The organism is Phenylobacterium sp. SCN 70-31, assembly GCF_001724605.1.
In the GTDB taxonomy this organism is placed as follows: Bacteria; Pseudomonadota; Alphaproteobacteria; order Caulobacterales; family Caulobacteraceae; genus Phenylobacterium.
This window is the reverse complement of sequence record NZ_MEEX01000026.1, coordinates 20,100-37,712: the sequence shown is the minus strand read 5'-3', so window position 1 is coordinate 37,712 and position 17,613 is coordinate 20,100. Positions and strand designations below refer to the sequence as shown.

Annotated in this window: 20 protein-coding genes; 8 read left to right on the top strand and 12 right to left on the bottom strand. The window is 71.1% G+C overall.

Annotated features, from left to right (window positions below; translation table 11 throughout):
• The first annotated feature begins 89 nt into the window (after positions 1-89).
• The gene (locus tag ABS78_RS17510; protein WP_363083505.1) at positions 90-1,001 is read left to right on the top strand and encodes a lysophospholipid acyltransferase family protein; all 912 of its coding nucleotides are present in this window, start codon (positions 90-92) and stop codon (positions 999-1,001) included.
• Positions 1,002-1,072: 71 nt separating this feature from the next.
• On the opposite strand, the gene ABS78_RS17505 is transcribed toward ABS78_RS17510, so the two are convergent.
• From ABS78_RS17505 to ABS78_RS17490, 4 genes are all read right to left on the bottom strand, one after another.
• On the bottom strand, positions 1,073-1,288 hold the full coding sequence (locus ABS78_RS17505) for a DUF2093 domain-containing protein (RefSeq protein WP_293382254.1): 216 nt from the start codon (positions 1,286-1,288) through the stop codon (positions 1,073-1,075).
• A gap of 58 nt (positions 1,289-1,346) precedes the next feature.
• Positions 1,347-2,819 (bottom strand): exodeoxyribonuclease VII large subunit, encoded by a 1,473-nt coding sequence (xseA, locus tag ABS78_RS17500; protein WP_293382251.1) that lies wholly within the window; start codon positions 2,817-2,819, stop codon positions 1,347-1,349.
• Positions 2,820-2,831: 12 nt separating this feature from the next.
• Positions 2,832-3,752, bottom strand: a complete 921-nt coding sequence (locus ABS78_RS17495) for a metallophosphoesterase (RefSeq protein WP_293382248.1) — start codon at positions 3,750-3,752, stop codon at positions 2,832-2,834.
• 211 nt (positions 3,753-3,963) lie between these two features.
• Positions 3,964-4,470 carry a GcrA family cell cycle regulator gene (locus ABS78_RS17490; RefSeq protein WP_293382245.1) on the bottom strand — a complete coding sequence of 169 codons (507 nt, stop codon included), beginning with the start codon at positions 4,468-4,470 and terminating at the stop codon, positions 3,964-3,966.
• Positions 4,471-4,715: 245 nt separating this feature from the next.
• Here ABS78_RS17490 and ABS78_RS17485 point away from each other — a divergent pair, with 245 nt between their 5' ends.
• The 3 genes from ABS78_RS17485 to argF all read left to right on the top strand — a co-directional run bounded on the left by ABS78_RS17485 (position 4,716) and on the right by argF (position 7,839).
• On the top strand, positions 4,716-5,534 hold the full coding sequence (locus ABS78_RS17485; protein WP_293382242.1) for an ABC transporter permease: 819 nt from the start codon (positions 4,716-4,718) through the stop codon (positions 5,532-5,534).
• 176 nt (positions 5,535-5,710) lie between these two features.
• On the top strand, positions 5,711-6,898 hold the full coding sequence (locus tag ABS78_RS17480; protein WP_293382411.1) for an aspartate aminotransferase family protein: 1,188 nt from the start codon (positions 5,711-5,713) through the stop codon (positions 6,896-6,898).
• Positions 6,895-7,839: an ornithine carbamoyltransferase gene (argF, locus tag ABS78_RS17475; RefSeq protein ID WP_293382239.1), complete on the top strand. Its 945-nt coding sequence runs from the start codon at positions 6,895-6,897 to the stop codon at positions 7,837-7,839. Before ABS78_RS17480 ends, argF begins: the two co-directional genes overlap by 4 nt.
• Positions 7,840-7,878: 39 nt before the next feature.
• On the opposite strand, the gene ABS78_RS17470 is transcribed toward argF, so the two are convergent.
• Positions 7,879-8,292, bottom strand: a complete 414-nt coding sequence (locus tag ABS78_RS17470) for a hypothetical protein (protein ID WP_293382236.1) — start codon at positions 8,290-8,292, stop codon at positions 7,879-7,881.
• A gap of 183 nt (positions 8,293-8,475) precedes the next feature.
• Between ABS78_RS17470 and ABS78_RS17465 the strand changes: the two genes are divergently transcribed.
• Complete coding sequence (locus tag ABS78_RS17465; RefSeq protein WP_293382233.1) at positions 8,476-9,039, top strand: VOC family protein; 564 nt, start codon at positions 8,476-8,478, stop codon at positions 9,037-9,039.
• A gap of 28 nt (positions 9,040-9,067) precedes the next feature.
• On the opposite strand, the gene ABS78_RS17460 is transcribed toward ABS78_RS17465, so the two are convergent.
• From ABS78_RS17460 to ABS78_RS17435, 6 genes are all read right to left on the bottom strand, one after another.
• Positions 9,068-10,321, bottom strand: coding sequence for a DUF1254 domain-containing protein (locus tag ABS78_RS17460; protein ID WP_293382230.1), 1,254 nt, complete (start codon positions 10,319-10,321; stop codon positions 9,068-9,070).
• 104 nt (positions 10,322-10,425) lie between these two features.
• Positions 10,426-11,259 (bottom strand): DUF6596 domain-containing protein, encoded by an 834-nt coding sequence (locus tag ABS78_RS17455; RefSeq protein WP_293382227.1) that lies wholly within the window; start codon positions 11,257-11,259, stop codon positions 10,426-10,428.
• Positions 11,260-11,267: 8 nt separating this feature from the next.
• Entirely contained in the window at positions 11,268-11,636 is a 369-nt protein-coding gene (locus tag ABS78_RS17450; RefSeq protein ID WP_293382224.1) for a sigma factor, read from the bottom strand.
• Between the two features lie 12 nt (positions 11,637-11,648).
• Positions 11,649-11,999, bottom strand: coding sequence for a YciI family protein (locus tag ABS78_RS17445; RefSeq protein ID WP_293382221.1), 351 nt, complete (start codon positions 11,997-11,999; stop codon positions 11,649-11,651).
• A 133-nt stretch (positions 12,000-12,132) separates the two neighbouring features.
• Positions 12,133-13,479, bottom strand: a complete 1,347-nt coding sequence (locus ABS78_RS17440) for a dihydroorotase (RefSeq protein ID WP_293382218.1) — start codon at positions 13,477-13,479, stop codon at positions 12,133-12,135.
• On the bottom strand, positions 13,469-14,452 hold the full coding sequence (locus tag ABS78_RS17435; RefSeq protein WP_293382215.1) for a glycosyltransferase family 9 protein: 984 nt from the start codon (positions 14,450-14,452) through the stop codon (positions 13,469-13,471). The genes ABS78_RS17440 and ABS78_RS17435 overlap by 11 nt, the downstream gene beginning before the upstream one ends.
• A gap of 60 nt (positions 14,453-14,512) precedes the next feature.
• Between ABS78_RS17435 and ABS78_RS17430 the strand changes: the two genes are divergently transcribed.
• Positions 14,513-15,364: a folate-binding protein YgfZ gene (locus ABS78_RS17430; RefSeq protein ID WP_293382212.1), complete on the top strand. Its 852-nt coding sequence runs from the start codon at positions 14,513-14,515 to the stop codon at positions 15,362-15,364.
• On the opposite strand, the gene ABS78_RS17425 is transcribed toward ABS78_RS17430, so the two are convergent.
• A complete protein-coding gene (locus tag ABS78_RS17425) occupies positions 15,356-15,820 on the bottom strand; it encodes a hypothetical protein (protein WP_293382209.1) in 465 nt (154 codons plus the stop codon). The two genes, ABS78_RS17430 and ABS78_RS17425, sit on opposite strands and share 9 nt — an antisense overlap.
• 362 nt (positions 15,821-16,182) lie before the next feature.
• On the opposite strand from ABS78_RS17425, the gene ABS78_RS17420 reads away from it, so the two are divergent.
• On the top strand, positions 16,183-16,773 hold the full coding sequence (locus tag ABS78_RS17420) for a DNA-3-methyladenine glycosylase I (protein WP_293382206.1): 591 nt from the start codon (positions 16,183-16,185) through the stop codon (positions 16,771-16,773).
• Between the two features lie 111 nt (positions 16,774-16,884).
• Complete coding sequence (locus tag ABS78_RS17415) at positions 16,885-17,544, top strand: ribonuclease HII (RefSeq protein WP_293382203.1); 660 nt, start codon at positions 16,885-16,887, stop codon at positions 17,542-17,544.
• The last annotated feature ends 69 nt before the right edge of the window (positions 17,545-17,613 follow it).

The following is a 17,613-nucleotide window of genomic DNA, read 5'->3' as shown; positions in this document are numbered from 1 at the left end:
CCGCTTCGGGACTCCGTGGTTGAGACATCGCAACTCTCACGCCAGCCGCCTCCATTGCCGACCCCGTGCAGCCTGGCCTAGGAAGGTTAATGGCCGCACCTAAGCACTCATACGTGGCAGTTTCGATTTGGATGCTAGAGGCGGCGCTGTTCGACGCAGTCTGCGCCCTCGCACGCCTCTTTCCAATTGATTCTGTTTCAAATTTCGGCGCGCGAATTTTTCGCGCGCTGGGACCCGTGACCAGCGCCCACCGGGTCGCGGAGCGCAATCTCCGCATCGCCTTCCCCGAGGCGGCCGAGGCCGAGATTAACCAACTCCTCCGGGCGCAATGGACTGAACTGGGACGCACCCTAGCCGAGTTCCTCATCCTCGACCGTATCGTTGCCGACACAGGCCGGGTGGAAGTGGAGGGGGCCGAACGCCTGGCCGGGATCGCGGCCGGCGGCGGGCCGGTGGTGTTCGTCTCGGGCCACTTCTCCAGCTTCGAGGTGATGCCGGCCATGATCATCAAGGCCGGGGTCCGGTGCCAGATCACCTATCGGGCCATGAACAACCCGTACGTGGACGCCCGCGTGCGGCGCAACCGCTTCCGCTATGGGGTCCGGCTGTTCGCGCCCAAGGGGCTGGACGGCGCGCGCGAGCTGATGCGGGGGCTGGAGCGGGGTGAATCCGTCGCGCTCATGAACGATCAGAAGTTCAACGGCGGCGTGGCGGCGCCCTTCTTCGGCGTGATGGCGCATACGGCCCCCGGCCCTTCCACCTTCGCGCTTCGGTTCGGTGTCCCCCTTCAGCCCATGAGCGTCCAGCGCACGGGCCCAGGGGCGCGATTCAAGGTGATCGCGCACGAGCCGATCCATCTCGAGGACACCGGCGATCGGGCCGCCGACGTCGAGGCCGGCGTGCGGCGAATCAACGCCTTCGTGGAGGAACGCATTCGCGCCCGTCCCGCGGAATGGTTCTGGGTCCATAAGCGCTGGCCGAACGAGGTGTATCGCAGGTAGGCGTCGGCGACGCCGCGGCCCGGGCCCCCCTTCGGAGGCGGGCCTGCTGGTGTTGCGCCGAACGGGAAGGCTCAGCGCGTCTCGCGCCAGCGTTTCAGGGATTCGGCTGGGCCGGCGTAGGCTTCCTGCAACTCGGCGCTCCAGTAGCGGAGCTGCTCCAGCGGGATCTTCTGGCCGGTCACGGCGCAGAGCACGTGCCGGCCGGGCCGCAGCACAGCGTAGTCGCCGTCGCCGTAGTGCAGCTTTGCGAGATCGTTGGCGCCGAGGGATCGGTCGTGGGCGTTCATATCCGCTATTTAGCGTGTCCGACCGTCGCTTGACAGGTGTTCGCGGGCGGGGTGCGCCTCAGAACAGGTCGCCCTGCTCCGGTGGGGCGGCCTTCGGCCTGGGCCGCGCAGTCCTCGGAGGCGTTTCCGGCGCGGAGAGGGGTGCGGTGTCGCCGGAGGCGCCGTCGATCACCGCCTGCCGGGTCACACGGTCGCCGAAGGTGATGGCCACGGTTTCGCCCGCGATGAGTTCGGCGCCCGCACGCGCCAGGCGGCCGTCGGCGCGAGAGACCCGTGCAAAGCCCCGCTGGAGCGGCCGGTCGGGGTCGGCCGAGATCAGCAGCTTGCCGAGACCGTCGAGGCGTTCGGAAGCCCGTTCCAGTCGCCGAAGGGCCGCGGGTTCGAGCCGCTCCGCGAGGCGATCCAGCCGGTCCTTCTGCACCGCCTGCGGGCGTTGCAGCAGCAGGGGCGAGAGCCGCGTGGCCACCCGCACCAGCTCGCGCTCGTGGATCGCCGCGTTCCGGGCGAGGCCCGCTCCCAGTCGGCCCGAGACGATATCGAACCGCTGCTCGGCCAGTCGGACGAGGTCGGGCACGCGGCGCAGCGCCCGCTCGGCCGCGTCGATCCTTGCGCGCCGGTCCTGGACCACGCAACCGCCGCAGCGGTGCATCCGCGCGCCCAGATCCGAGACCAGGGCCTTCAACTCGGCCAGCACCGGTGTGGCCATCTCGGCGGCGGCGGTGGGCGTGGGCGCGCGGCGGTCCGAGACGAAATCGATCAGCGTGGTGTCGGTCTCGTGTCCCACGGCGCTGATCAGCGGAATGGGACAGTCGGCGACGGTGCGCGCCAGGCCCTCGTCGTTGAACGGCCACAGGTCCTCCACCGACCCGCCGCCGCGGGCGACGATCAGGACGTCGGGCCGCGGAACCGAACCCTCGGGCGGAAGCGCGCAGAAGCCTCGGATCGCCGCCGAGACCTGAGCCGCCGCCGCGTCGCCCTGGACCACGACCGGCCAGACGATCACCCGGCAGGGCCAGCGGTCGCGGATGCGGTGCAGGATGTCGCGGATCACGGCGCCCGTGGGGCTCGTGACCACGCCCACCACCGCCGGCATGGACGGCAGGGGCTGCTTGCGGGCGGCGTCGAACAGACCCTCGGCGGCCAGCTTCTGCTTCAGGCGCTCGAGCTGGGCCAGAAGCGCGCCGATACCGGCCGCCTCCATCGTCTCGATGACGATCTGGTAGCGCGAGCCCTGCGGATAGGTGGTGATCTTGCCGGTGACCACCACCTCCATGCCCTGTTCGGGCCGGATGGAGAGATTGCGGACACTGCCCTTCCACACCACGCCGTCGATGGCCGCGCGCTCGTCCTTCAGCGTCAGGTAGACGTGGCCGTTGGAGTGGTGGGTGACCTTCGACAGTTCGGCGCGGAGGCGCACGAAGCCGTAGGAGTCCTCCAGGGTGCGCTTCAGCGCGAACGCGAGTTCCGAGACCGAATAGGCCTTGGCGTTGCCGCTCTCGGCGGCGGAGTCGGGAGCGGCGGAATCCGTCATGCCGGGCGCAGGCTAGGGGGCTGCGCTCAGGGTCACAATCACGATCTCTGGCGGGGCGCGGAAACGGACCGGCAGGATCGATGTCCCGACGCCGCCGGTGACGTAGAGCTGCCGCTCGCCCTCACGGTAGACGCCGCAGGGCCACCGCGCCGAGCCTGGCGACGGCAGGACTGGCCGTCCCACGAACGGCAGGTTCACCTGGCCGCAATGGCTGTGTCCGGCCAGGGTCAGCGCGATCCGGTCGGGGATGCCGGGAAAGGTGTCGGGCCAGTGCGTCAGGACGATCGCCGGTTCACCGTCGGGAATCTCGCGCAGCGCCGCAGCCGCCGAGGGCGAGGCTCGGGCGGACTCCATGTCCGCGAGGCCGGCGATCCAGAAGCTCCCGCCCGGGCGATCGATCCGCACGGCGCGGTTCTCCAGCACGGGCGCGCCGGCCCGGGTCAGGGCTGCCTCCACGAGGAGGCCGCCGAACCACCAGTCGTGGTTGCCCAGCACTGCGTATCGGCCGAGCGGCGCCCGCGCCTCGCCCAGGGCGGCGACGCCTTTCATCACCTCGGCGCGATCCGGCTCGCTGCGCTGCGCCGCGGGCGCGTGGCCGCCCACATAGTCGCCGAGAAATACGATCACGTCCGGTCGCTCGCGGTTCAGGCGCGTGACGATCCGGCGGACGCGGTCAGGCGGCATGTGGTCGGGCCCGACATGCACGTCCGACAACACACCGATCCGCACAGGCGCGCCGCGCCAGGCGGGACTCTCCACCGCCACCTCCCGGACGCTCAGGGTCTGCGGCTCGATCAGCACGGCCCACACGCCCAGCAGGTAGGCCAGGGCCAGCAGTCCCACGACGGCCCGCGTGATCGCGGCCCCCCGACGCCAGAGCCACCAGGCGGCGAGCGGCCCGGTCGCTGCGAGGATGCAGGCGAAGGCGATCATGACCTACCTCGACGGGCGCAAGTCCAGACCCACGCGTAGCCGGCTCGCGTCCAGCCGCTATGCAGGTGGTGCGCAGACCCTGCGGCCCGCCTGAGGATCAAGGTCTCGAAACGAAAGAAGCGCGCCCGGAACCTCAAGGATGCTTTCGCGACCTTCGGCTCCCGGCGCGCCTCCCATCCCCAACGGATGTCGGGCCGCTTCCCAGCGGATCTCAGATGTAGCGGCGCAGGCTGCGGGCAAGTTCGGCGGCGCTGGACTTCTTCTTGGTCTGGGCGGGCTGGTAGGCCACCTGCGCGTGCTCGTGGCAGTAGGGTCCGGTCTCCTCCGACCGGCGGCCGCAGAAGGTGAAGCTGTCCAGCGACGGATCGCCGATCGGCCACTTGCACATATGGGCGCCCAGGGTCAGCACGGTCGCCGTGCCCGGGGTTTCGTCGACATATCGCACAGGGGCCGGCGCGGCCTGTTGCGCCGCCACCGGTTCGGCGATGCGGCGCGGAGCGGCCGGGGCCGCCTGCGCCGGGCGAGCCGGGCGCGGGGCCTTGAAGGTCGTCCGTTGCGGCTTCGACGGCGCCGCGCGGCCCGACAGCCCCAACCTGTGGACCTTGCCGATGACGGCGTTGCGGGTGACCCCGCCCAGTTGCTTGGCGATCTGACTGGCCGAAAGGCCGTCCTGCCAGAGTTTCTTCAGAAGTTCGACGCGTTCGTCGGTCCAGCCCATGATCGGCCTCCCACCAGAGGGCCCGGCGCGCCTGAGGCGGCGCCGGCGTCAATATCTTGTGGCGATCAGCAATCTCGCCGCCCACCAACCACTATCAGTAGTAAACAACTCGCTAATGGCCACAATAGGCGCCATCGCGATCATCCACAGGAACTAGATGTTGAGTCGGAATTGGGCGCGGGTGCGTCGCGCTACGGACGGCGCGCCGCCTTGCGCTCCCGCGTCCGTGGGCGCACATCTCGGCCATGCGAGACATGCCCGACGTCGAGACCGTCCTGCCGCCCCAGCCCCGCGCCTATCCGGGCGTGAACTGGCCGGGCCTCAGGACCCTCTACGTGCGCGAGGTCCGTCGCTTCCTGAAGGTGGGCATGCAGACCCTGGCCGCGCCGGTCGTCACGGCGCTGCTCTACATGCTCGTGTTCGTAGTGGCGGTCGGCGGCGCGCGCGAGGTGCACGGCGTGGCCTACGGGACCTTCGTGGCGCCCGGCCTGATCATGATGCAAATCCTGTCCAACGCCTTCGCCAACGCCTCATCGTCGCTGCTGCAGGCGAAGTTCAACGGCCTGATGGGCGATTTCCTCACCCCGCCCCTGACCCCCGGCGAGCACGTGGTCGGCTTTGGCGCCGGGGCCGCGACGCGTGGCATCCTCGTGGGCGTGGTCAGCCTGGCGGCGATCCTGCCGTTCGCGCGGCTGCCGGTCGCCCAGCCCTGGGCCATCGTCTACTTCGGCCTGGGGGCGGCGCTCATCATGGGCTTCATCGGGATCATGGCCGGTCTCTGGGCCGAGAAGTTCGACCACATGGCCGCCGTGACCAACTTCGTCATCATGCCGATGACGTTCCTGTCGGGCACCTTCTACCTCGTGGAGCGGCTGCCCGAACCTTTCCGGACGTTCAGCCACTACAACCCGTTCTTCTATCTCATCGACGGCTTCCGGTACGGCTTCCTGGGCCACGCCGAGAGCAACCTGGCCGTCGGCGCGGCCATGACGGCGATCCTCACCCTGGCGCTCGGATGGGCGTGCCTGTGGATGTTCCGCGTGGGCTACAAGATCAAGACCTGACGGTCCGCCGGCCCGCGGGCCGGACGCCGCTCGCAAATCATTGACACGCCAGGGCTTCGAGACGAAAACGCCAAGCCTTCCGGTCCCCGCCGCCCATGCCGCGGGGACGCTTCCTTTTCAGGAGGGCTTTCGAAGTGGCCGAGACGACCGCCGCGCCCGTTCCCAGCGATCACATCATGGGCGTCTACGCGCGCGCCCCGCTGGCGTTCGAGCGAGGCGAGGGCTCGCGACTCTTCACCGCCGAGGGCGAGGCCTACCTGGACTGCATGGCCGGCATAGCGGTCAACGCCCTGGGCCACAGCCATCCGCGGCTGGTGCAGGCGGTGAAGGACCAGGCCGAAAAGCTCTGGCACACCTCGAACATCTTCCGCATCCCCAACCAGGAGAAGCTGGCGAAGCTGCTCACGGACAACACCTTCGCGGACGTGGCCTTCTTCACCAACTCGGGCGCCGAGGCGATCGAGTGCGCCATCAAGGCGGCGCGCAAGTATCACTGGGTCAAGGGACATCCCGAGCGCATCGACATCATCGGCTTCGACGGCTCGTTCCACGGCCGGACGATCGCCACCATCTTCGCCGCCGGCAATCCCAGCTACGTCGAGGGCTTCGGCCCGGCGCTGCCCGGCTTCGTGCAGGCGAAGTTCGGCGACCTGGAGGGGCTGAAGGCGCTGGTCGGGCCGACCACCGCCGCGATCCTGCTGGAGCCCGTCCAGGGCGAGGGCGGCGCGCGCTCGTGGTCCGAAGCCGAGCTGAAGGCCATCCGGCAGCTCTGCGACGAGACCGGGACGCTGCTGATCTACGACGAGATCCAGTGCGGCCTGGGCCGGACCGGCAAGCTGTTCGCCTACGAGTGGGCCGACGGCGGGGCTGATCCCGACATCATGGCGGTGGCCAAGGCTCTCGGCGGCGGCTTCCCCGTCGGCGCCTGCCTCGCCACGGCCGAGGCGGCCCGCGGCATGACGCCCGGCAGCCACGGCTCGACCTACGGCGGCAATCCCCTGGCCATGGCCGTGGGCGTCGCCTCGGTGGAGGAGCTGATCAAGCCCGAGCTGCTGGCCCACGCCCGAGAGGTCGCCGGCTATTTCAACCAGCAGCTCTCGGGCCTGAAGGACCGCTTCCCGGACGTGGTCCTCGACATCCGCGGCAAGGGCCTGCTGATCGGTATCAAGCTGGCCACGCCCAACCGCGAGTTCATGCAGCACGCCCGCGACCAGCACCTGCTCATCGCCGGCGGCGGCGACAACTGCGTGCGGCTCCTGCCGCCGCTCAACCTGTCGCTGGACGAGGCGCGCGAGGCGATGGAGATGCTGGAGCGCGCCTGCGAAGTCGCCCGGGCCCGGTCGCAAGCGGCGGTCCTGGCATGACCGCTCCCGCCCCTGCGCCCCGGCACTTCCTCGACATCTGGAAGCTCGAAGGCCACGAGCTGCGCGCCATCCTCGAGGACGCAAAGGCCCGCAAGGCGGCCCGCAGGGGCTGGCCCAAGGGGCGCCCCGACGCCGACCGTCCCGCCGAAGGCCGGACGCTGGCCATGATATTCGAGAAGAACTCCACCCGGACGCGGTTCTCGTTCGACGCGGCCATGCGCCAGCTCGGCGGCGACGTCATCATCTCCAACGCCGTCGACATGCAACTCGGCCGCGGCGAGCCGATCGAGGACACCGCCCGGGTCCTGTCGCGGATGGTCGATGCGGTGATGATCCGTTCGAACGTCCACGAGGATGTCGAGCGCCTGGCCCTGTGGTCGACGATCCCGGTGATCAACGGCCTCAGCGACAGGAGCCATCCCTGCCAGATCCTGGCCGACCTGATGACCTTCGAGGAGCATCGCGGGTTGGTGGAGGGCAAGACCTTCGCCTGGGTCGGCGACGGCAACAACGTCTGCTCCAGCTTCATCCACGCCGCGCCGAAGCTGGGTTTCCGGCTCAACATCGCCACACCGGCCGTCTTCCACCCCGATATGATGGACCTGGCCCGGGCGGCCGAGCAGCAGGGCCAGGTGAAGACCACCCAGGACCCGCGCGAGGCGGTGCGCGGCGCCGACTGCGTCATCACCGACACCTGGGTGTCGATGGGCGACACCGACCACGACGAGCGGCTGGAAGCCCTTGAGCCCTATCAGGTCGACGCCCGCCTGATGGGCGAGGCGGCGAAGGACGCGGTCTTCCTCCATTGCCTGCCCGCCCATCGCGGCGAGGAGGTGACGGACGAGGTCATGGACGGTCCGGCCAGTCTGATCTGGGACGAGGCCGAGAACCGCATCCACGCCCAGAAGTCGATCCTGGCCTGGTGCTTCGGCGCGATCTGAAGCACGCGAACGGGCTGGAGCGCGCGAACGGGCGGAGCCCTATCGCCTGACACCCGACCAGCTGACCTCCATGTGGAAGCTGACGTCGAGCTGCTTCTTGTCGCGGTCGTAGAGGAAGACGCTGTCGCCCCGGGCGGCCTGGATGGTGTTCATCGCCGTGGTCAGCGGCACCGTGATGACGGGCAGGCGCGGATAGTCCGAGGTCACCTGCACGGTGTTCGGGCCGGTGCGCGTGACCGTCAGCGTCACGTCGCTGCGGCTGGAGCCCCGCGAGTCGGAGATCACGTCCCCGGCGTAGGTTCCCGCCACCGCATCGGCGAGGTCGGGCTTGCGCTGCGGCTGGGCCTGCGCCTCCGTCATGCTCGTGAGGCCGACGCCGAAGACGGCCACGGACGCGGACACGCCCGCTATGGCTCGCACGGCGTGGCGGCGATGTCTGTCGATCATGGTCATAGTCGTCTCCCCGGCCAGAAGTCCCCCGACCCGGCGGGACGTTGGCGCGTCCCTGTTTCGGGCGCCAGCCTTTTCGCTTGGGGGCGGACGCGCGCGACATCCCGGCCGGGACAATCGCTGGAGCTCCGGTCCGAGAACGTGGTTCACTGTCCCGAGGGCGGCGCGGGCCGCCGGGAGGGCGATATGGCGAAGCCGGTGAAGTTCGCGCACGTGGTCTATCAGACCCGGCGCTACGACGAGATGATCGCCTGGTACGAGGACGTGTTCGAGGCGCGGGTGGTCCACCAGGAGCCGGCGCTGGCCTTCATGACGTACGACGACGAGCATCACCGTTTCGCCTTCGCGAACCTCGACGTGCTGAAGCCCGGGGGCGGCGAGGCGCGGGGCGAGGTGGGCGTGAACCACGTGGCCTACACCTATGCGGACGCCGGCGACCTGCTGGACACCTACCGGCGGCTGAAGGCGAAGGGCATCCTGCCCTACTGGCCGATCCATCACGGCTTCACGCTGTCGCTCTACTATCGCGACCCCGACGGCAACCGGATGGAGTTCCAGGTCGAGACCTGTTCGACGGAGGAGGCCGAGGCGTTCATGCGCAGCGAGGTGTTCGCCGGGAACCCGATCGGCGTCGGGTTCGATCCCGACGACCTGCTGGCCCGCTACGAGGCGGGGGCGAAGGCCGAGGACCTCGTCCGCCGGCCCGAGGGCGCGCCGTCGCCTATCCCCGAGGCGCACGGGATGGGCTGAAGACCCGGTGCGCGCCGGACGTGCGGCGTCAGTCGTCCACGCGGCGGACGGGGGGCAGGCGATAGGCGCCGTGAAGCAACTCGGGCCGGGGCAGGTAGGCGCGCATGAAGAGGGCGAACGGGCCTTCGGGCGCGGGCAGCCAGTTGGAGTCTCCCGCCGCCGGCGGACGCGAGCCGATCCAGATGTCGAGGGAGCCGTCGGGGTTGTGGGCGAGCCCGGCCGTGCGGTCGCCGATGGCGTAGCGGCCCAGCGGGTTTTCGGTGAAGAAGAACTGCCCGTCGGGCGTCGATTCATAGAGGCTGAGGGACCAGAAGCTGTCCACCGGCAGCGGCGCCTCGGCCGGGAAATGCAGACGCCAGTCGTGGCGGCCGTCGAACAGGGCGCGCGGCAGGTCGCCCCGGGCGCGCATGTACATGGCCTCTTCCGGCGGCAGGGCGGCCAGGCCGCCGACCGCGACGCTGGCGCGGTAGTGATGCTCCTGCGCGAAGTCGCCCAGGCGCGTGTACGGGTAGGACCAGCCGTCGACGAAGCCCTGGCCCTTGATGCCGCTGCGCCAGATGTCGCCGCGGGCCTGTTCGACGCCTTCGGCGATGGCCGCCGCTTCCTCGGCCGAGAAGCGGTCGGGGCGGAAGTCGTCCAGACGAAGCGGCGAGATCGCCTCCAGCCGGGCGCGATCGGTGACGGGCGGTGGGTTGCGGGCCAGGAGGCGCGCGGCGCTGTCGAAGTAGGCCGGCCAGTCGGCGTGGCGTTCGGCGCAGGGCGGCGGCGGCTCGGCCGCCGGCCCCTGGATCGTCAGGCCCGACTGGACCGCGCGGGCGGCGTCCAGGTCGTGCGGGCCGTCCACCAGGATCCGGCCCAGGGCCCAGACGGACGGGGTGGGCGCGCGCACCACCTCGGGTCCGTGCGCGGCCTCGCTGGGGCTGACCAGGCGGAAACGGCCTCCGTTCCGGCCCGTGCTGCGCGTTCCCAGGACGGCGAAGTTGTTGGTGTAGGCGTCCATCAGCGCCACCGACAGATAGCGGTCTCCGCTGGCCGGCAGGGTGAGCGTGACGGGTCCATGCGACAGGTCGAGGTGGGCCGAGGAATAGAGGGTGTCGTTGTTCGGTGTGGTGATGTCGCGGTCGGCGGGACCCACGAGGTCGCGGCCGTGGGCGAAGGCGTTGGGCGGGGCGCCGCCCGCGAACGCGCGGGTGCGCGGCGACGCCATCTCGATCAGGGGTAGGACGTAGAGCCAGGCCGTCCGCGCGGCGTCGCGCAGGGTATCGAGACGGTCTTGCGGCATGGCGGCTCCTCCGGTGGCTCCTTTGGCGGCTTTGTGCAGAGATGCTGGCCGCCGCATCGTCCGGGAGGGCGATAACCCCTTGGGCCGGCCGGCTCAACCGGCGCTCATGCCAGCTCGCGCAGCCGCCGTTCGAGATAGAGCCGTTCGGCGGGCGGCGGGTCGAGCGCCAGGGCGACGGTCCAGGCGCGGGCGGCCTCGGGCGCGCGGGCGGCCCGGGCGCAGAGATGGGCGCGGGCGGCCTGGTAGGGAAGCCAGGCGTCCAGCCCGGTCACGGCGCCCAGAAGGGCGAGGCCCGCCTCGGCGCCGTAGGCTTCGCCCCACGCGACGGCGCGGTTCACGGCCACGGCCGGATGCGGGCGGATGCGCGCTAGGACGTCATAGAGCGCCGCGATCGTGGCCCAGTCGGTGCGTCCGGTCTCACGCCGGGCGCAGTGGGCGCCGTGGACGGCCGCCAGGATCTGGCGGGGGCCGCTGCGGCCGAACCCGGCGGCCCGGTCCAGCAGGCGGGTGGCCCCGGCGATGAGATCGGAGCGCCAGAGGGTGGCGTCCTGGGCCTCAGGTGGAACGGCGGCGCCCGTGACGTCCAGCCGGGCCGGACGGCGGCCCTCGGCGAAGCGGACCAGCGCGGCCAGCCCCAGGACCTCGGGCTCGTCCGGCATGAGTTCGGCCAGCAGGCCCGACAGCCGCAGCACCTCGCCGGCGAAGGGCGCGACGTCCCGGTCGGCCAGGGCGGCGTCCTCATAGGCCTGGGCGTAGGCGACCTCGAGGGTCGCCAGCACCGCCTCCAGCCGCTCGGGCCAGGCGGCGCGACCGGGGACCTCGAACGCCACGCCGGCGGCGGCGATCTTGCGCTTGGCGCGCGTGATGCGCTGGAGCATGGCCGGCTCGGCGGTGAAGAAGGCGCGGGCCAGGCGCGCAGTGGAGAGCCCGCAGATCACCTTCAGCGTCAGCGCCGCGCGGGCCTCGGCGCCAGCGCCGGATGGCAGCAGACGAAGATCAGCTTCAGCCGCTCGTCCGGGATCGGCTCTTCGGCGCTCACCAGGATGTCCTCGGGCGTGGGGGTCGGGGCGGGCGCGTCGGGAAGCGCCCGCCCGCGCACGGCGGCGCGTCGCTGGGCGTCGATGGCCCGCCGCAGCGCCGCGCGCCACAACCAGGCGGCGGGATCGCGGGGCGGCTGATCGGGCCATGCGGCCAGGGCGGCCGCGGTGGCGTCGGAGAAGGCGTCCTCGGCCTGGTCCAGGTCGCGGAGACGGCCGGCCAGCGCGGCCACCACACGCGGCCGCGCCGCCGCGATCGCCGCGCCGATCCGGTCCATCCGGCGATCCGCCTAATAGTCCGCCAGCGGTCGGACCTCGACCTTTCCGCCGTCGATCACCGGCACGCGGCGGGCGATCTCGAGCGCGGCGTCCAGGTCGGCCACGTCGACCAGATAGTATCCGCCGAGGTGTTCGCGGGTCTCGGCGAAGGGGCCGTCGTGCAGCGTCTGCCGGCCGTCCTTCGTGACGATGGTGGTGGCGGTGGACGTCTCCTGCAGTCCGCCGCCGCCCTGCAGCACGCCCCGCGCTTCCAGGTCCTCGGCCAGGGCCGTGTGCCTGGCGACGATCTCCATGAGCGTGGCCTCGCCGGCCGCCCCGGCGTAGCCGTCCTCGGGTTCGTAGATCAGGATCATGTACTGCATGGCGTATCCCCTTCGGGCGTGAGAGTGCGCGACGCGGATGCGCGCGTCACCGGGGAGACGCGCGCATCGGGCGCGATTCGACAGGCGACCAGGAAATGCGGGCGATTTTCCCGACGGCGGTCGTGGCCCCGGACTAGCCGCCCAGCGTCTCCAGGAACCGGACCGGCTCGCCCAGGCCTGGCGCCACGATCTCGTCGTCGCGCATGACGACGCGGCCGCGGACGATGGTGGCCATCGGCCAGCCCTTGGCCTCGACGCCATCGAAGGGCGTCCAGCCCGAGCGGGTGGCCATCCAGTCATGGGTGATGGTGCGGCGGGCCTTCAGGTCCACGAGGGTGAGGTCGGCGTCGTAGCCCACGGCCATGCGGCCCTTGTTGGCCAGCCCGAACACGCGGTTGGCGCCGTGGCTGGTGAGGTCCACGAAACGCTCCAGCGAAAGCCGCCCTTCGGCCACGTGGGTCAGCATCAGCGGCACCAGGGTCTGCACGCCCGGCATGCCCGAGGGCGAGGCGGGGTAGGGCCGGGCCTTCTCCTCGCGGGTGTGGGGGGCGTGGTCCGAGCCCATCACGTCGGCGACGCCGTTGGCCACCCCGGCCCAGAGGCCCTCGCGGTGCTCGGCGGTGCGGATCGGCGGGTTCATCTGGGCGAAGGCCTGCAGCCGCTCGTAGGCCTCCGGGGCGGCGAGGGTGAGGTGCTGGGGCGTCACCTCGACCGAGGCCACGTCCTTGTGGGCGGCGAGGTAGGCGATCTCTTCCCGGGTCGTGACGTGCAGGACGTGGATGCGCTTGCCCGTTTTGCGGGCGAGCCGCACCAGCCGCTCGGTGGACTGGATGGCCGACTGGGCGTCGCGCACCTCGGGGTGGCTGGTCCAGTCGCCGGTGCGCGCCAGGGGCCGGCGCTCGGCCAGGCGGTATTCGTCCTCGGAGTGGAAGGCGGCGCGGCGGTTGATGTGGCGCAGGACCTCTTCGACCCCCGCGTCGTCCTGGACCAGCAGCGTGCCGGTGGAGGCGCCCATGAACACCTTGATCCCGCAGCAGCCGGGCAGCCGCTCAAGCTCGCCCAGGAACCGGGCGTTCTCGTGCGTGCCGCCGACGTAGAAGGCGTGGTCGCAATGCATGCGCCCCTTCGCCCGGGCCAGCTTGTCGGCCAGCGTGTCGGGATCGGTGGTGGTGGGCTCGGTGTTCGGCATCTCGAACACGGCGACGACGCCGCCAAGGACGGCCCCACGGGCGCCGGTCTCCAGGTCTTCCTTCCACTCCAGACCCGGCTCGCGGAAGTGGACCTGGGTGTCGATGACGCCGGGCAGGACGGTGAGCCCCGTGGCGTCGAACACCTCGCCGGCCGAGGCCTGGGAGAGGTCGCCGATGGCGGCGAACCGGCCGTCGCGGACGCCCACGTCGGCGAGCCCGCGCCCGGCGTGGTTCACCACCTCGCCGCCGCGGACGATCAGGTCATACGTGCCATTGGTGTCATGGGGCATCGGCGGGTTCCGTGGCTTTCAGCAGGTCCTTGGCGGCGGATACGACCGTTTCGATCCGCAGGTCCATCATATGGCAGATCACCTGGCCGAACCCGGGGTCGGCGGCGCGGATCTCCTCGAAGCTGCGGGGGCCGCGGACGACGCGGGCATCCGGTCCCCACGGCGCGTAGAGGCGCTCGTCGGACGGCCCGAACAGGCCCAGGGTGGGGCAGCCGGCCGCGGCGGCCAGGTGCATGGCGCCCGAGTCGTTGCCGATGAAGAGCCGCGCCCGCTTCAGGCAGGCGAAGGCGGTGACGAGGTCGGCCTTGCCCGCCAGGTCGATGAAGCCCTTTCGGGCCACGTCGCGCAGCGCCAGGGCCAGGCGCTCGTCCCCCGGCCCGCCCAGCACCATGATGCGGCCGCCGTACAGGGGCGCTCCCGGTTCGCGGAGCAGGCGCATGGCCGTCTGGGCGAAGCGCTCGACGGGCCAGGTCTTGCCGATCCAGTTGGCGGCGGGCGCGAGCGCCAGGATCGGGCCCGCGCCGGCGGTGAGTTCGTCGGCCAGGGCCTCGACGTCGGGGCTGGTGAAGATGTGCGGGGCCGCCGGCTCGTCGTCGATGCGCAGAGTGCGCGCGGCCTCCAGCACTTTGTGCGCCGGCTGGGCGGCCTTGCGGTGGATCGCGCGGCGCCGGGTGGACAGGAAGCGCGAGATCCCCGAGCCGCGCAGGTCGACGATCAGACCCCACTTCGTGCGCCGCACCTGCCGCCACAGACCGAACCAGTGGCCGCCCAAGGGCGACTTGGTCATGACGATCGTGCGGGCCAGGCCCGGAACGTGGGCGAACAGCGGCGCGGCGTCCGGCCCGGCCACGATAGTGAAGCGCGCGTTCGGGATCTCGTCGGCCAGACGCTTTATCAGGCCCGAGGACAACACCGCGTCGCCGATGCGCGTGGCGGTGATGAAGAGGATGGGAAAGGCGGAGGCGGGGGCCATTGCGCGCTTATAGGTCGCCGGACGCTGGCGCTCCACCGCGGCGCGTCCCAAATTGGCGTCATGTCTGATGCTCCGATCTTCGCCCGTCTCGAAAGCCGCGCCCTGATCGCCGTGGGCGGGGACGACTGGCGCGGCTTCCTCAACAACCTCATCACCCAGGACGTGACCACCCTGGCGCCGGGCGAGGCGCGGTTCGGCGCCTTGCTGACGCCTCAGGGGCGCCTGCTCTACGACCTGTTCGTGGTGGGGCGCGGGGACGGCGCCTGGCTGGACGTCGAGGCCGCGCACCGCGAGGCGCTGCTCCAGCGGCTGACCATGTACCGGCTACGGGCGAAGGTGACGCTGGCGGCGGAGGACACGCCGGTGGCGGCCCTCTTCTCGGCGGACCCGGGCGGCGTCCCCGAGCGCCCGGGGCAAGGGTTCTGGGCGGCCGATCCGCGCCTGCCGGACCTGGGCTGGCGGGGCTACGGCGCGGCGACGCCGGCGGGGGCGGTCGAGGCGGATGAGGCCGCGCGCGAGGCCCAGAAGCTGCGGCTGGGCGTGCCCGGCCCGGCGGACTGGGGCGTCGAGCGGACCTATCCCATCGAGGCGGATTTCGACCTGTTGAACGGCGTCGACTTCAGGAAGGGCTGCTTCGTCGGCCAGGAGACCACGTCGCGGATGAAGCGCCGCGGGACGATCAAGTCGCGCATGCTGCCGGTCGTATTCGAAGGTCCGGCGCCGGCGCCCGGAACCGAGGTGCTGGCCGGCGACCTGCGCGCCGGCGAGGTGCTGTCGGGGGGCGAGGGCCGGGCGATGGCGCTGCTGAGGCTGGACCGCGCGCTGGGCGCGGACCTCACGGTGGCGGGGCGCGCGGCCAGGGCCGAGGTTCCGACCTGGATGGCGACGGCTGTGGGTGAGGCTTCAGACTGACCGGCTGCGGCCCGCGACGACCGCGTAGGCGGCCACGGCGAACGCACCGGAAAGCAGGCCGACGCCGGCCACCAGGACCGCGCCGGCGACGCTGGGCGCCATCACCTCGAAGCTGACATTTCCGATCCGCTGCGCGGCGGCATGGATGTTGTAGGCGTCCAGCGCCGCGGCTGCGAGTCCGGGGAGTGGGCTCACCCGCGCGAGAATCCTCAGGAGATTCAGATCTTCCGGGGATTTCGAGCCGCCGAGTTGCATCGCCGCCACGGCGATCGCCGCGATGATCAGGCCGACGGAGGCCAGGACAGTCAGCTTGGAGATCGGACCCAGTTCGATGAACAGAATCCCGACGAGACCCAGCGGGCCGCCGGTCATCTGGCCCCAATGGCTGGCGATCACGACGGCCGCTGAAATGGCGGCGAAGCCGAGTGCTCCAGCGACGATGGCATACCAGCGCATGTTGGTCCCCCCGGTCCAACGGTGACGCTAGTTGAGGAGTCCGCGGCGCACAATCACGCCGTTCGTTTTCCAAGGCCCGGAGCCCAGAGCCCGGAGCCGAGGTGCTGGCTGGCGACCTGCGCCCCGGCGAAGTGCTGTCGAGCGGCGAGGACCGGCCGGCGCGATAGGCTTCGCCAGGATCGATCCGCCATGGAATCCAGGAGATCAAAGAACCTGCATCATGTGCGTCTCGGCAGTCCGTGCGGCGGTAGCGGCGGTGGCGCGCCGCCCCGTGACGCACGCGTCGACCTGCGACGGCATGAAACCTTCGAACGGCATGGTTCCCCTCTTGTTCCGGCGCTCCGGACCGGCGAGACTGGGGCATGTCCGAGACCCCGACTCGTTGCGAATGGCGCGGCATGGCCGGCGATGCGCTGTACGAGGCCTATCACGACACCGAATGGGGCGTGCCGGAGTACGATTCCCGCGCGCTGTGGGAGAAGCTGGTGCTTGACGGCTTCCAGGCCGGGCTGGCCTGGATCACCATCCTGCGCAAGCGCGACGCCTTCCGCGCGGCCTTCGACGGCTTCGATCCCGAGACGGTGGCGCGCTACAGCGAGGCCGACCGCGCCCGGCTGATGGCCGACGCCGGCATCGTGCGCTCGAACGCCAAGATCGACGCGGCGATCAACGGCGCCCGCATCTACCTGGACATGCGGGATCGCGGCGAGGACTTCTCGGAATTCTGCTGGAGCTTCACGGACGGCAAGCCGCTGCAGAACGCCTGGACCGGCCTGGGCCAGGTTCCCGCCCAGACCCCGCTGGCGGTCGAGGTCTCGAAGGCGCTGAAGGCCAAGGGCTTCAAGTTCGTGGGGCCGGTGATCGTCTACGCCTGGATGCAGGCGGTGGGGATCGTGAACGATCACATGACCTCGTGCCCGCAGTACGAGCGGGTCAAGCGGCTGGCGCGATGAGGGTTGTGATCCTGGCTGCCGCGCTCTTGCTCGGGGGCTGCGAGCATCTGTACGGCGCGATGGACGCCGGGCGTCTCGCGCCGGCGAGCGCGGCTGCGGCGGGACGCTAGGATGGCCCGCGGTCCCACCCTCCTGCTGGAACGCGCCTTCGTGGGCGGCCCGGTCTGCGGCGTGGACGAGGCCGGCCGTGGGCCGTGGGCGGGACCTGTTTCGGCGGCGGCCGTGATCCTGCCGGACAATCCTCGGAAGGTTCCCAAGGGTCTGGACGACTCTAAGAAGCTGACGGCCAAGGCCCGCGAGGGTCTGGAGATCGAGATCAAGGCCACGGCCCTGGCCTGGGGCGTCGGCTTCGCCTCGGTGGAGGAGATCCACGACCTCAACATCCTGCACGCCACGGGGCTGGCGATGCGCCGGGCCGTCGCGGCGCTGGCGACGCCGCCCGCGTACGCGCTGGTGGACGGGAACTATCGCTTCGACCTGCCGTGCGAGGTGAGGACGGTGGTGGGGGGCGACGCCAAGTCGAAGTCCATCGCCGCGGCCTCGATCCTGGCCAAGGTGGCCCGCGACCGGCTGATGACCGAGATGGACGCGCGCTACCCCGGCTACGGCTTCGCCCGGCACAAGGGCTACAACGCCCCCAGCCACCTGGAGGCCCTGGTCGCCCTGGGACCGTGCGAGATCCACCGGCGGGCCTGGCGGCCGGTGAAGCTGGTGCTGGCGGGCATCGACCCGCGGGCCGTCGGGGCGGCGCAGGAAGAGTTGCCGTTCTGACCGGATCTTCGCCGTCGGCGGCCGGGTGAGGCAGGCGGATTCCAGCCCTGCCCGGACGGTCGGCGGCAC

Coding starts and splice junctions, on each gene's coding strand:
- ABS78_RS17445 (WP_293382221.1), bottom strand. CDS start 11,999: ATGCAGTACATGATCCTGATCTACGAACCCGAGGACGGCTACGCCGGG.
- ABS78_RS17510 (WP_363083505.1), top strand. CDS start 90: ATGGCCGCACCTAAGCACTCATACGTGGCAGTTTCGATTTGGATGCTA.
- ABS78_RS17495 (WP_293382248.1), bottom strand. CDS start 3,752: ATGATCGCCTTCGCCTGCATCCTCGCAGCGACCGGGCCGCTCGCCGCC.
- ABS78_RS17465 (WP_293382233.1), top strand. CDS start 8,476: ATGGCGAAGCCGGTGAAGTTCGCGCACGTGGTCTATCAGACCCGGCGC.
- ABS78_RS17470 (WP_293382236.1), bottom strand. CDS start 8,292: ATGACCATGATCGACAGACATCGCCGCCACGCCGTGCGAGCCATAGCG.
- ABS78_RS17460 (WP_293382230.1), bottom strand. CDS start 10,321: ATGCCGCAAGACCGTCTCGATACCCTGCGCGACGCCGCGCGGACGGCC.
- ABS78_RS17435 (WP_293382215.1), bottom strand. CDS start 14,452: ATGGCCCCCGCCTCCGCCTTTCCCATCCTCTTCATCACCGCCACGCGC.
- ABS78_RS17440 (WP_293382218.1), bottom strand. CDS start 13,479: ATGCCCCATGACACCAATGGCACGTATGACCTGATCGTCCGCGGCGGC.
- ABS78_RS17505 (WP_293382254.1), bottom strand. CDS start 1,288: ATGAACGCCCACGACCGATCCCTCGGCGCCAACGATCTCGCAAAGCTG.
- ABS78_RS17480 (WP_293382411.1), top strand. CDS start 5,711: ATGGGCGTCTACGCGCGCGCCCCGCTGGCGTTCGAGCGAGGCGAGGGC.
- xseA (WP_293382251.1), bottom strand. CDS start 2,819: ATGACGGATTCCGCCGCTCCCGACTCCGCCGCCGAGAGCGGCAACGCC.
- ABS78_RS17485 (WP_293382242.1), top strand. CDS start 4,716: ATGCGAGACATGCCCGACGTCGAGACCGTCCTGCCGCCCCAGCCCCGC.
- ABS78_RS17490 (WP_293382245.1), bottom strand. CDS start 4,470: ATGGGCTGGACCGACGAACGCGTCGAACTTCTGAAGAAACTCTGGCAG.
- ABS78_RS17420 (WP_293382206.1), top strand. CDS start 16,183: ATGTCCGAGACCCCGACTCGTTGCGAATGGCGCGGCATGGCCGGCGAT.
- ABS78_RS17430 (WP_293382212.1), top strand. CDS start 14,513: ATGTCTGATGCTCCGATCTTCGCCCGTCTCGAAAGCCGCGCCCTGATC.
- ABS78_RS17415 (WP_293382203.1), top strand. CDS start 16,885: ATGGCCCGCGGTCCCACCCTCCTGCTGGAACGCGCCTTCGTGGGCGGC.
- ABS78_RS17425 (WP_293382209.1), bottom strand. CDS start 15,820: ATGCGCTGGTATGCCATCGTCGCTGGAGCACTCGGCTTCGCCGCCATT.
- ABS78_RS17450 (WP_293382224.1), bottom strand. CDS start 11,636: ATGGACCGGATCGGCGCGGCGATCGCGGCGGCGCGGCCGCGTGTGGTG.
- argF (WP_293382239.1), top strand. CDS start 6,895: ATGACCGCTCCCGCCCCTGCGCCCCGGCACTTCCTCGACATCTGGAAG.